The following is an 11714-nucleotide window of genomic DNA, read 5'->3' as shown; positions in this document are numbered from 1 at the left end:
TCCGCACCCGCCGACACGATGCCCGCCGCGCAGGCGGCGCAGCGGGCGCGCGACTACCTGCTGTCCCTGCAGCACGACGAGGGCTGGTGGAAGGGTGAGCTCCAGACCAACGTGACCATGGACGCCGAGGACCTGCTGCTGCGCCGGTTCCTCGGCATCGCCGACGCGCGGATCGAGCAGGAGACGGGCCGGTGGATCCGCTCCCAGCAGCGTGCGGACGGCACCTGGGCGAACTTCCACGGCGGACCGGCGGACCTGTCCACCACCGTCGAGGCGTACACGGCCCTGCGGCTCGCCGGTGACCCGGCCGACGCCGCGCATCTGCGCCGGGCGAAGGAGTACATCCTCGACCACGGCGGCATCGAGGCCACCCGCGTGTTCACCCGCATCTGGCTCGCGCTGTTCGGCGAGTGGCCGTGGGAGCGGCTGCCCGTGCTGCCGCCGGAGATGGTGCTGCTGCCCGACTGGTTCCCGCTCAACATCTACGACTGGGCGTGCTGGGCGCGGCAGACCGTGGTGCCGCTGACGATCGTCGGCTCGGCGCGGCCCCGCCGGGACCTCGGGGTGACCGTGCAGGAGCTGCGCACCGGCGCGGACCTGCCCGAACCGGACTCGTGGCTGAGCTGGGCGGGCGCGTTCCAGCGGCTGGACGGCGTCCTGCACCGGCTGGAGAAGTTCCCGGTCAAGCCGCTGCGCGGGCTCGCCCTGGACCGCGCGGAGAAGTGGATCCTCGACCGCCAGGAGGACGACGGCGGCTGGGGCGGGATCCAGCCGCCGTGGGTGTACTCGATCCTGGCGCTCCACCTGCGCGGCTACTCCACCGACCACCCGGTGGTGCGCAAGGCGCTGGACGGGCTCGACGGGTTCACGATCCGTGAGCGCACCGAGGAGGGCTGGGTGCGCCGCCTGGAGGCGTGCCAGTCCCCGGTGTGGGACACGGCGCTGGCCCTCACCGCGCTGCTCGACGCCGGGGTGCCGCCGGACGACCCCGCCCTGGTGCGCGCCGCCGACTGGGTGCTGGGCGAGGAGATCAACGCCGAGGGCGACTGGCAGGTGCGCAGACCAGGGGTGCGGCCGTCCGGCTGGGCGTTCGAGTTCGCCAACGACCACTATCCCGACACCGACGACACGGCGGAGGTCGTGCTGGCGCTGCGGCGGGTGGCCCACCCCGAGCCGGAGCGGGTGCGCGGCGCCGTCTCCAGAGCCACCGAGTGGCTGGCCGCCATGCAGTCCCGCGACGGCGGCTGGGGCGCCTTCGACGCCGACAACACCAGCACCCTCAATGAGAAGCTGCCGTTCTGCGACTTCGGCGCCGTGATCGACCCGCCCTCGGCCGACGTCACCGCGCACATCGTGGAGATGTTCGCCGCGTTGCAGCTCGGCGGCTCCCGCCCGGCCCGCCGCGGGCTGCGCTGGCTGCTCGACCACCAGGAGCCCGACGGGTCCTGGTTCGGGCGGTGGGGCGCCAACCACGTCTACGGCACCGGCGCGGCCGTGCCCGCGCTCGTCGCGGCCGGCCTCACCGGCACCCACCCGGCCGTGCGCAAGGCCGTCGGCTGGCTGGCCGCGCACCAGAACGCCGACGGCGGCTGGGGGGAGGACCTGCGTTCCTACGTCGACCCGGCGTGGGTCGGCCGGGGCGAGTCGACCGCGTCGCAGACCGCATGGGCGCTGCTGGCGCTGCTGGCGGCGGGGGAACGCGGTGAGGAGGTCCGCCGGGGCATCGACTGGCTGGTGCGCACCCAGCGGCCGGACGGCGGCTGGGACGAGCCGCAGTTCACCGGGACCGGCTTCCCCGGCGACTTCTACATCAACTACCACCTGTACCGCGTCGTCTTCCCGCTCACCGCGCTCGGGCGATACCTGGAGGTGACGAGTCCATGAACTCCGACAAGGCACCGCCGGACGCGGCCGGGCCGGGCGGCGACGACCGGCTCGTCGTCGTCGCGCCGCTCCTGGTCGAGGCGCGCAGCGTCCGCAGAGCGCTGCCCGGGGCCCGCGTCGTCCGGACGGGGCCCCAGGCCCGGCGCTCGGAACGGGTCGAGGCGGCGCTGCGCGAGCAACCGGGCGCCGCGGTGGCCATCGCGGGCGTCGCCGGCGCCCTCGTCGACGGTCTCCGGCCGGGTGACGTCGTGGTCGCCGACGAGGTCCGGTCGCCGCAGGGCACCCGCAAGATCCGGTCGGCTCCGCTGCTGGCCACCGCGCTGCGGCAGGCGGGCATCACCGTCCACCGGGGCCCCGTGCTCGAGTCCGACCACCTCGTGGGCAAGAACGACCGCACCCGGCTGTCGTCGGACGGCGCGATCGCCGTCGACATGGAGTCGGCCCGCCTGCTCGACCTGGCCGGTACCCGGCCCTGCGCCGTGCTGCGGACGATCGTGGACACCCCGGCGCGGCCGCTGGTGTCCCCGGCGACCGTGCCCGGCGGGGTGGCCGCGCTGCGCAGCCTGCGCCGCGCGGCACCCGCCCTGCGCCGCTGGGCGGCGGCGACCGGCGACCGGAAGCTGCTGCTGGCCGGGCCCCGCTCGTTCTGTGCGGGCGTGGACCGGGCCATCGAGATCGTCGAGCGGTTGCTCGAACGGCACGAGCCGCCGGTGTACGTGCGCAAGCAGATCGTGCACAACTCCCGGGTGGTCGGCGAGCTGGAGGAACGCGGCGCCGTGTTCGTCGACGAGCTCGACGAGGTGCCGGAGAACGCGACGGTCGTGTTCTCCGCGCACGGGGTGTCGCCCGCCGTCCGGGACGACGCGGGCAGACGGCAGCTCGACGTCGTGGACGCGACGTGCCCGCTCGTGTCGAAGGTGCACGTCGAGGCGCAACGGTTCGCCAGGGACGGCGACACCGTGTTCCTCATCGGCCACGCCGGGCACGAGGAGGTCGAGGGCACGCTCGGCGAGGCGCCCGGCCGCACCGTGCTCGTCGAGCGGCCCGAGGACGTCGCCGACCTCGAGGTGGAGGACCCCGAGCGGGTGTCCTACCTGATGCAGACCACGCTGGCGATGGACGAGGCCGAGGGCGTGGTGCGGGCACTGCAGGAGCGCTTCCCCGCGCTGCGCGGCCCCGGTTCGGACGACATCTGCTATGCCACCACCAACCGGCAGGAGGCCGTGCGGGCGATCGCCGGGGACAGCGACGTCGTGCTCGTCGCCGGGTCGGCCAACTCGTCCAACTCCCGCCGCCTGGTGGAGGTCGCCCAGCGGGAGGGCACCGAGGCGTACCTGGTGGACGACGTCACCGAGGTGGACCCTGACTGGCTCGTGGGCGCGCGCACGGTCGGGTTGTCGGCGGGTGCCTCGGCGCCCACCGCGCTGGTCGACGAGATCGTGGACGCGCTCGCCGGGCTCGGCGCGGTCGACGTCGAGGAGCGCACCACCACCACCGAGACCGTGAACTTCAGCCTTCCCAAGGAGGTGCGTTTCTCATGAACATGCCCCTGCACCAGAGCCTGCGCGTCGCCAAGTACATCGTGACCCAGAAACTCAAGGGTCGGGAGAAGTTCCCGCTCATCGCCGAGCTGGAGCCGCTGTTCGCCTGCAACCTGGCGTGCTCCGGCTGCGGCAAGATCCAGCACCCGGCCGATGTGCTCAAGCAGCGCATGCCGGTCGACCAGGCGGTCGAGGCGATGGAGGAGTGCGGCGCGCCGATGGTGTCGATCGCGGGCGGCGAACCGCTGATGCACCCGCAGATCGACGTGATGGTCAACGAGCTCGTCAAGCGCAAGAAGTACGTCTTCGTCTGCACCAACGCCGTGCTGCTGCGGCGCAAGCTGGACAAGCTCGACTTCAAGCCGTCCAAGTACCTCGCGTTCGCCATCCACGTCGACGGGCTGCGGGATCGGCATGACGCGTCCGTGGAGAAGGAGGGCGTGTTCGACGAGGTGGTGGAGGCCGTCCGCGAGCTGAAGAGCCGCGGGTTCCGCGTCACCACCAACACGACGGTGTTCAGCACCGACACACCGCAGACGGTGATCGACGTGCTGGACTACCTCAACGACGACCTGCAGGTCGACGAGATGATGATCTCGCCGGCGTACGCCTACGAGAAGGCTCCCGACCAGGAGCACTTCCTCGGCGTGGAGGAGACCCGCGAGCTGTTCCGCAAGGCGTTCGCGAACGGCAACCGGAAGCGGTGGCGGCTCAACCACTCGCCGCTGTTCCTGGACTTCCTGGAGGGCAAGGTCGACTTCGGCTGCACGGCGTGGGGCGTGCCGTCGTACTCGCTGTTCGGCTGGCAGAAGCCGTGCTACCTGATGGGCGACGGGTACGCGAAGACCTACCAGGAGCTCATCGAGACCACGGACTGGGAGGCCTACGGCCGGGGCCGGGACCCGCGCTGCGCCAACTGCATGGCGCACTGCGGGTACGAGCCGACCGCGGTGATGGCCACGATGGGCTCGCTGAAGGAGTCGCTCCGCGCGGCCCGGGGCGCCTGACCCGTTTCGCCCCGCGGGTCATGAGTGGCTCGTTACTGACGATGTTCGTCGGTAACGAGCCACTCATGACCGCGGGTGCTCACGTGGTCGTCACGCCCCTAGTGGGTACCCTGACAGGGTCCATGTCCATATCCGGATTCCATGTCAGGGGACTGGCTGCCTCGATGACGCATCTGAAGACGATCCACCTTCCGGCGCCGAAAGCCGTTCTGGCCAACGCGGCCAGGCATCTGCTGGAGGGGACTCTCGTCCCGCTGGGGCTGTTCTACCTGCTGTTCGTCCTCGTCGGGATGGAGGGCGGTCTGTTCGCGGCGCTCGGCTGGTCCCTGACCGCGATCGCCACCCGGGTCGCGCTGCGCAAGAAGATCCCGGCCGTGCTGACCCTCACCACGTTGCTGCTGGTGGCGCGCACGGTGGTCGGGTACCTGACCGGCGACCTCGTGCTGTACTTCCTGCAGCCCACCCTGCAGAACTTCCTGATCGGGTTCCTGATGCTGGTGTCGGCGTCCCTGGGCCGGCCGTTCATCGCGCGGCTGGCCAGCGACTTCTGCGCGCTGCCTCCGGAACTCGTCGCCAACGCGCACGTGCAGCGCTTCTTCCGCCGGGTGTCGCTGCTGTGGGCGATGGTGTTCTTCACCAACGGTGTCACCACGCTCTGGATCCTCACCACGGCCACGCTGGAGCAGTTCCTCGCCGCGAGCACCGCAGGCTCGTACAGCCTGGTGCTGCTGGCGGCGGCCGGGTCGCTGGCCTGGTTCCGGCGCTCCCTGCGCAACAACGGGATCCGGCTGCGCCTCGGCGGCACCCCGAAGCTCGCGCCGTCGCTGCCCGCCTGACTGGAGCTTTCCCGCACCAACGAGCGAACGTCAGCCGAAGTGCCGTTGCAGGGCGTCCACCGGGCCGGGGGCGAGACCCCGCAGCCGGGCGGGCAGCCGCAGCCAGCCGGGCACGAACACCTCCGCGCGGCGCCGCTCGACGCCCGCCACGAGCGCCCGTGCCACCCGCTCCGCGGGGACCGGCCGGGGTCGGCGCCGCGGGTACGGCGCGCCCCTGCGATCGAAGAACGCCGTGTCCACCACCCCGGGGAAGACCACGGTCACCCCGACGCCGCGCCCGGCCACCTCGTGCCGGAGGCTGCCCGCCAGCACGTGCAGGCCCGCCTTGCTCGCCGAGTAGGCGGCCTCCTCGGCCACCCCCATGCACCCGGCGATCGAGGACACGAGCACGACGTGCCCGTGCCCGCGCCGCAGCATCCCCGGCAGCACGGCCCGCACCAGGTGCAGCACCGAGAGCAGGTTGACCCGCACCAGCCGGTCGATGTCCTCCGGCGGCATCTCCGCGAACCGGCCCGCCCAGCCGACCCCGGCGTTGCACACCAGCAGGTCGACGTCCCCGGCCTCCCCGGCCACCCGGTCCGCGGCCTCCGGCTCGGCCAGGTCGGCCACGCACACGCGCCCGCCGAGGGGGACGGCCACGTCGCCGAGTGCGCGACCGTCGCGGCCGACCACGACGACGCCGGCGCCCCGGCGCGCCAGCTCGGTGGCTGTCGCCGCCCCGATCCCGGACGACCCGCCGGTCACCACCGCGGTGGTTCCCGGCCCGATCACACCGGACGCGCCCGCCGCCACGACCGCCGCTCACCGCCCTTCCCGGACCGCTTCCGTTCCGCCTGTTCCTCCGCCTGCGCGGCCTGCGGCGCACGCTTGCTCAGCACGGCGATCCCGGCCAGCAGCACGCCCACGGCCAGCACCTGCCCGGCCACCGCGGCCGGGGCGTCGTTGAGCCGCTCGCCGAGCCACAGCGCGCCCACCCCGATGCTCACCAGCGGATCGAGCCCGACGATCACCGCCAGCGCGGGCGCGAGCGCGATCCCGACCCGGAACGCGTTCTGGTTCAGCACGAACCCCGTGACGCCGCACACCAGGACCAGGTAGACGTGCCAGCTGGTGAGCATCGTGAGCACGCCGTGCCGCAGGTCCTCGGCCGCGAGCTTCGCCAGCCCGGCCGTGACGCCGTAGAGCACGCCGGTGGCGGTCGCGAGCGCCAGCACGCGCACCCGCCCCGGGTGCCGCACCGCGGCGGTCAGGCACCCCAGCAGGATCACCGCGAGCCCGCCCGCCAGCGGCAGCACCTCGCTCAGCGAGAGGCCCTCCCGGCCACCGCCGGTGGGCCGGGCCAGCAGGAAGAACGCGGCGAGGCCCGCGACGCACAGGCCCGAGCCGAGCAGCACCACGCGGTCCGGCCGGTGCCTGCGCAGCACCGAGCTGCTGATCACGGCGAAGATCAGCGCGGTGACCAGCAGCGGCTGCACCATCACGAGCGGGGCCAGGCTGAGCGCGAGCCACTGCATCGCGATCCCGAGCCCGTTGGTGAGCAGGGAGGCCAGCCACAGCGGGTGCCGCAGCAGGGTCAGCACCAGCTCGAAGCTGACCGTGCCGCCGATGTCGGTCTGCCGGGCGGCGCGATGCTGCAGTGCGCCGGTGAGGCCGAACGCGGCCGCGCCGAGCACCGCGGTGGGGACCGCGATCCACAGCATCCCGCCGTCGCCGTTCATGCCCCTTCTTCCGTGCCTTCGGCGCGCTCGGCCAGTTCACGCAGAACCGCCGCGGTGTTCGCACCCAGCTCGCGGACCAGCGGGGCCTGGTGGGCCGGGCCCGTGTAGCACACCGTGATCCATTCTCCCCAGGTCATCGCGCCCCACGCCAGTCCGGTGCCGGGGGCCAGTGCCAGCAGCGGGTAGGCCTCCGCCAGCCGGGCGCCGTGCCAGCGGATCTCCCGGCGCGGCCCGGGCAGCACGGTGCCGACCGCGTTGAACCACTTCCGCCGGTACACCGCCCGCGCCGCGGCGGCGTGCAGCCACGGCGGCAGCCACGCCATCGCCCGGACGACCGTGTGCGCGGCCTCCGGCACCCCGGAGCCGGTCTGCGCGCGGACCGCCGCCGCCACCAGCTCCGCGCGGCGTTCGACCGGCATCGGGCCGAGCGGCAGGTCCACCGCGACCGCCCCGGTGTGATTGCCCGCGGTGCGCAGGCTGGTGGTGTCGCGCAGCGACCACGGCACCATCAGCCGGAACCGCCGGGGGGCGCGGGAGCGCAGCGTCCGCCGCAGTGCCTCCGCGAACAGCGTCTGCAGCAGCTCCGCCGGTGTCACGCCGAGCGCGCGGGCAGTCTGCCTGACCCGCCTGCCCGGCAGCAGCACCCGTTCGTGATGCCGGGCGGGGGAGCGCAGCGGCCCGTCCGTGGGGGAGGCGCCGGAGCTGCCGCCCGCGACGAGGTGCCGCAGCCCGCGCAGCAGCACGCGGGGCGCGGGCAGCGGGCCCTCCGGGTCCAGTGCGCTCGCCGGCCGTGCCGACCAGGACCTGCCCGCGGCACCGTCGGTGTCCGCCAGCAGCGCCTGCAGTACGGTCACGCCGTCGCCGAGCGCGTGGTGCAGCTTCACCAGCAGCGCGGTGCGGCCGTCGGGCAGGCCGGTCACCAGCCGGGCGGCGCCCGCCCCGTGCGCGAGATCGAGGGGCGCGGAAAAGAACGCGTCCACCGCGGCGTCGAGGTCGGCCGGGCCGTCCGGGGCGCCGAGCGTGACCTCGTCGATCAGGGAGTCCGGGTCGGGTACCGGCAGCGGAGTCCACCGGGCGCGGCGCACCGGCCCACCGCGGTGCAGCCTGCCGTCCAGCCCGGGCACCCCGGCCAGCAGTTCGGCGGCGTGCTTGGCGGTCAGCGGCTGCGGGCCCGGCTCGAACAGCAGCACCGTGCCGACGTGCTGCGGCACCTCGGGTGTCTCGGCGTGCAGGAACAGCGCGTCCGAAGGGGGCAGCACCCGCTCGACCCGCCGCCGGTCCGCCGCGACCAGGCGGGCGAGGCCGTCGGCGAGCCGGTGCGCGCCCGCGTGCCGCAGCGCCGCGTGCTCCAGCTCGCGCAGCCGTCCGGGATGCTCCCGGAACTCGCGCACCGTGCGGGCCAGGTCGCCGGGCGCGGAGCACACGCGGGCCAGGCCCGCCTCGGCCATCAGCTCGGCGTTGGCGCGGCCGTGTCCCGCGATGGGCTTGTGCATGAGCACCGCCCTGCCGCACGCCAGCGCCTCCAGCGACGTCGCCCCGCCCGCGTTGGTCACCACGACGTCGGCGGCGATCATGAGGCCGGCCATGTCGTCGACCCAGCCGAGCACCCGCACCCGGGGATCGTCGCCGAACCGGTGGACCAGCTCCTGCCGCAGCCGCTCGTTGCGCCCGGCCACCACGACGACGCGCCCGTCGGGGTCGCCGTCGAGCAGTTCCCGCACCGTGTCCTCGCCGCGGCCGAACCCGAGCGAACCGCACGACACCGCGGCGACGAACGACCCGGCGGGCAGGTCGAGCGCGCGGCGCGCGGCGTCCCGGTCACCCGGCCGGAACCGGGTGGGCACCGGGGGAGCGGACACCGCGACCGGCGCCCCGGGCACGCCGTCGCGGGCGGGTGCGACGGCGACGTCGTGCATGACCAGGTTGAGGTCGAGGTCGCGGTGTACCCACGAGGGGTGCGGGGCGAAGTCGGAGATCCAGGCGCCGACCGGCACGGTCAGCCCGCGGTGCCTGCGCAGCCACTCGAGCCCGGTGCTGCCCATCGGGTAGGTGGACAGCACGAGATCCGGCCGTTCCCGGTCGAGGACGGGGGCGAGCCGCCTGCCGCTCCACACCCCGATGAACCGCTTGGCGGCGCGGGCGAACCAGCGGTACCGCCACACCGAGCCATAGAAGAAGTCGTAGAGCCCGGGCGTTCGCTCCACGCTGTTCGCGTAGATCCAGCGGAACAGCGGCCCCGTGCCCCGGCCCATGGCGTCCAGCACGTCGACCCAGGTCACCTCGACGTCGGGCCACAGCTCCCTGGCCGCCGCCGCCACGGCCCGGCCCGTGGCGTTGTGCCCCTCTCCCATGTCGGCCGAGACGACGAGGATGCGCCGCGGCCGTCCCGGATCCGCTGCCGTAGTCGTGGTCACCACTGCCTACCCGTACCCCAATCCGCGCAAACAGACACGCCGCGTCCGTGACGTGCTGGGCACAGCCTGCCACGACCGGGCGGGCGCGGCAGGAAGGAACACGGGCGGCGAGTCCGGATCCGGCGGTTTCATCGGCCTCGTCCGGGTTATCTGACAAGAGGGAGCCGATCGAGTCCACCGGTACAGCACGCGGAGGGACGTCATGCTCAGCAGGCGTGAACAGTGGGTGCTCGCGGACATCGAGCGCCGGATCCGCGCCGAGGACCCGGACATCGCGCGCAAGTTCGAGTCGGGCCTCGGCCGCCGCAGGCGGCGTCGCTGGCCGTACGACGCCGCGGTGCTGGCCGCCTTCGCGCTGCTCGTCCTCGGCCTGGTGCTCGCGCTGCCGGTCACCTCGTTCGTGGCGGTGGTGCTGTCGGTGGCCGCGCTCGGAGTGCGGGCGTGGGCCCGCCGCCGGGATCGCGCTCCCGACGACGGGCCGCCACCGTGACGCCTGCGGGCGCGGGGATCACTTGCCGAAGCCCGCGGTGAGCCCGCTCAGCAGGAACCGCCTGCCGATCAGGTACAGCACGAAGATCGGCAGCGCCGAGAGCGTGACCGCGGCGAGCAGCGCGGGGAAGTTGGTGCCGAACTGGCCCTGGAAGTTCCACAGGCCGAGCGTCAGCACCCTGGTCTCCTCCGACTGCGTCAGCACCAGCGGGAAGATGAAGCCGTTCCACGCGGTGAGCGCCGTGAAGATCGAGATGGTCACGATCGCGGGGCGGGCCAGCGGGAGCACCAGGTGCCGCAGCACCCGGAACGACCCGGCCCCGTCGATCGCCTGCGCCTCGTAGAGTTCCTTCGGCACGTCGCGCAGGCTGTTGGCGAGCACCAGGGTGGCCACCGGCAGCGCGAACGCGGCGGTCGGCAGGACGATCGCCGTCAGGCTGTCGTACAGGTTCATCCGCGTGATCATCAGGTACACCGGGATGATCGTCGCCTGCGCGGGAATGGCCAGGCCCGCCAGCAGGAGGGTGAAACCGCGCTGCACCAGCCTGCTCTCGCTGCGCGCGATGGCGTAGGCGGCGGGCACCGCGAGCGCCACCACCAGCCCGACCGTCGCGGCGGTCACCACGACGTTGTTGACCAGGTACCGCAGGAAGCCGCCCTCGATGACCGTCTGGTAGTTCTCCAGCGTCGGCGACATGGGCGGGCTGAGCGGGTGCGCGGTGAGGTACTCGCTGCGCTCGCGCAGGCTCGACGCGACCATGTAGTACAGCGGGACGGCCACCACCACGAGCCAGAGCGTGGCGAGCGCACCGGCGAGCAGATTGGGACGGGTGCGCAGGCGGCGCCGCCTGCGGGGCGCGGCGGCCCCGCCGCGGGGAGGCGCGCCGGCAGGCGTGGCGGGTGGCCGGGTTACGTGCTGGGTGGTCACAGGCCCTCCTGCTGGCTGCTCATCTTGCGGAACCGGGTCACGCGGATGACGGCGAGCGAGAGGGCCGTGCCGAACAGCACGAGCAGGACCGCCATCGTGCTGGCGTAACCCATCTCGAACCCGGCGAAGCCGGTCTCGTACATGTACAGCGGGAGGATGCGGGTCGCCGTGCCCGGCCCGCCGCCGGTGAGGATCAGCACCGTCTCGAACATCGTCATCGTGCCGACGAGGATGAGCACCGACGACGTGACCACCGTGTAGCGCAGCTGCGGCAGCGTGATGTGCCAGAACTGCTTGAACCGCCCGGCGCCGTCGATGGTCGCGGCGTCGTACAGGCTCGCCGGGATGGTCCGCGCCGCGGCCTGGTACAGCAGCGTGTGGAACGGCACGTACTGCCAGGTGAGCACGAACACCACGGTGTAGAGCGCGATCGCCGGGTCACCGAGGAAGAGGAGGTCCGCGAGCGGGCCCCCGGCGGCCTGGGTGACGCCGAAGTTCGGGTCGAGCAGCGCCTGCCACAGCAGCGCGATCGCGGCCGTGGACAGCAGCAGTGGCAGGAAGAACAGCGAGCTGAGCACCGCGCGGTTGCGCTGCCTGCCTGCCGCCCAGACGCCGATCAGCAGGGCGATCGGCGTCTGGGCGGCCCACGCCAGCACCGTGAACAGCAGCGTCCGCCAGAGCGACGCGTGCGCCTCCGGGTCACCGAAGAGCCGGGACCAGTTGTCCGTCCCGGTCAGGGCGGGCAGTTCCAGGCCGCGCCACTCGGTGAAGCTGAGGTACACCACGAGGATCATCGGCAGCACCGCGAAGAGGCCGAAGAAGCCGAACGCGGGCAGGGCGTACCACGCCGACGGACGGTGGTGTGCGGTATGGCTCATGGTGGTGGGTCGCTCCCGG

The 11714-nt window shown here is 73.3% G+C and carries 10 protein-coding genes; 5 read left to right on the top strand and 5 right to left on the bottom strand.

Annotated features, from left to right (window positions below):
- The first annotated feature begins 18 nt into the window (after positions 1–18).
- The 4 genes from shc (at position 19) to B0I33_RS19370 (ending at position 5268) form a co-directional block, all read left to right on the top strand.
- On the top strand, positions 19–1884 hold the full coding sequence (gene shc, locus B0I33_RS19385; RefSeq protein WP_425440503.1) for a squalene--hopene cyclase: 1866 nt from the start codon (positions 19–21) through the stop codon (positions 1882–1884).
- Positions 1881–3425 (top strand): 4-hydroxy-3-methylbut-2-enyl diphosphate reductase, encoded by a 1545-nt coding sequence (locus B0I33_RS19380; protein WP_106180249.1) that lies wholly within the window; start codon positions 1881–1883, stop codon positions 3423–3425. The genes shc and B0I33_RS19380 overlap by 4 nt, the downstream gene beginning before the upstream one ends.
- Entirely contained in the window at positions 3422–4432 is a 1011-nt protein-coding gene (gene hpnH / locus B0I33_RS19375; protein WP_106180248.1) for an adenosyl-hopene transferase HpnH, read from the top strand. Before B0I33_RS19380 ends, hpnH begins: the two co-directional genes overlap by 4 nt.
- 164 nt (positions 4433–4596) lie before the next feature.
- Positions 4597–5268: a VC0807 family protein gene (locus B0I33_RS19370; RefSeq protein WP_106180247.1), complete on the top strand. Its 672-nt coding sequence runs from the start codon at positions 4597–4599 to the stop codon at positions 5266–5268.
- Between the two features lie 30 nt (positions 5269–5298).
- Here the strand turns inward: B0I33_RS19370 and B0I33_RS19365 are convergent, their stop codons facing one another.
- The 3 genes from B0I33_RS19365 to B0I33_RS19355 are packed head-to-tail and all read right to left on the bottom strand — an operon-like array spanning position 5299 to position 9400.
- Entirely contained in the window at positions 5299–6039 is a 741-nt protein-coding gene (locus B0I33_RS19365) for an SDR family NAD(P)-dependent oxidoreductase (RefSeq protein WP_106180526.1), read from the bottom strand.
- Positions 6036–6986: a DMT family transporter gene (locus B0I33_RS19360; RefSeq protein WP_146147533.1), complete on the bottom strand. Its 951-nt coding sequence runs from the start codon at positions 6984–6986 to the stop codon at positions 6036–6038. Before B0I33_RS19360 ends, B0I33_RS19365 begins: the two co-directional genes overlap by 4 nt.
- On the bottom strand, positions 6983–9400 hold the full coding sequence (locus B0I33_RS19355) for a wax ester/triacylglycerol synthase domain-containing protein (RefSeq protein ID WP_245900841.1): 2418 nt from the start codon (positions 9398–9400) through the stop codon (positions 6983–6985). The genes B0I33_RS19360 and B0I33_RS19355 overlap by 4 nt, the downstream gene beginning before the upstream one ends.
- A 202-nt stretch (positions 9401–9602) precedes the next feature.
- Here B0I33_RS19355 and B0I33_RS19350 point away from each other — a divergent pair, with 202 nt between their 5' ends.
- Positions 9603–9890, top strand: a complete 288-nt coding sequence (locus B0I33_RS19350) for a DUF3040 domain-containing protein (RefSeq protein WP_106180246.1) — start codon at positions 9603–9605, stop codon at positions 9888–9890.
- Between the two features lie 18 nt (positions 9891–9908).
- On the opposite strand, the gene B0I33_RS19345 is transcribed toward B0I33_RS19350, so the two are convergent.
- Positions 9909–10817: a carbohydrate ABC transporter permease gene (locus B0I33_RS19345; RefSeq protein WP_342750075.1), complete on the bottom strand. Its 909-nt coding sequence runs from the start codon at positions 10815–10817 to the stop codon at positions 9909–9911.
- On the bottom strand, positions 10814–11695 hold the full coding sequence (locus B0I33_RS19340) for a carbohydrate ABC transporter permease (RefSeq protein ID WP_106180245.1): 882 nt from the start codon (positions 11693–11695) through the stop codon (positions 10814–10816). The genes B0I33_RS19345 and B0I33_RS19340 overlap by 4 nt, the downstream gene beginning before the upstream one ends.
- Between the last annotated feature and the right edge of the window lie 19 nt (positions 11696–11714).

This window comes from Prauserella shujinwangii (assembly GCF_003001955.1).
Lineage (GTDB): Bacteria > Actinomycetota > Actinomycetes > Mycobacteriales > Pseudonocardiaceae > Qaidamihabitans > Qaidamihabitans shujinwangii.
The sequence above is the reverse complement of the archived record's forward strand: the minus strand, read 5'-3'. Positions and strand labels throughout refer to the sequence as shown.

Bases quoted from the DNA above. Each gene is read 5' to 3' on its own strand.
- shc (WP_425440503.1), top strand. From the start codon at position 19: ATGCCCGCCGCGCAGGCGGCGCAGCGGGCGCGCGACTACCTGCTGTCC.
- hpnH (WP_106180248.1), top strand. From the start codon at position 3,422: ATGAACATGCCCCTGCACCAGAGCCTGCGCGTCGCCAAGTACATCGTG.
- B0I33_RS19380 (WP_106180249.1), top strand. From the start codon at position 1,881: ATGAACTCCGACAAGGCACCGCCGGACGCGGCCGGGCCGGGCGGCGAC.
- B0I33_RS19370 (WP_106180247.1), top strand. From the start codon at position 4,597: ATGACGCATCTGAAGACGATCCACCTTCCGGCGCCGAAAGCCGTTCTG.
- B0I33_RS19360 (WP_146147533.1), bottom strand. From the start codon at position 6,986: ATGAACGGCGACGGCGGGATGCTGTGGATCGCGGTCCCCACCGCGGTG.
- B0I33_RS19350 (WP_106180246.1), top strand. From the start codon at position 9,603: ATGCTCAGCAGGCGTGAACAGTGGGTGCTCGCGGACATCGAGCGCCGG.
- B0I33_RS19340 (WP_106180245.1), bottom strand. From the start codon at position 11,695: ATGAGCCATACCGCACACCACCGTCCGTCGGCGTGGTACGCCCTGCCC.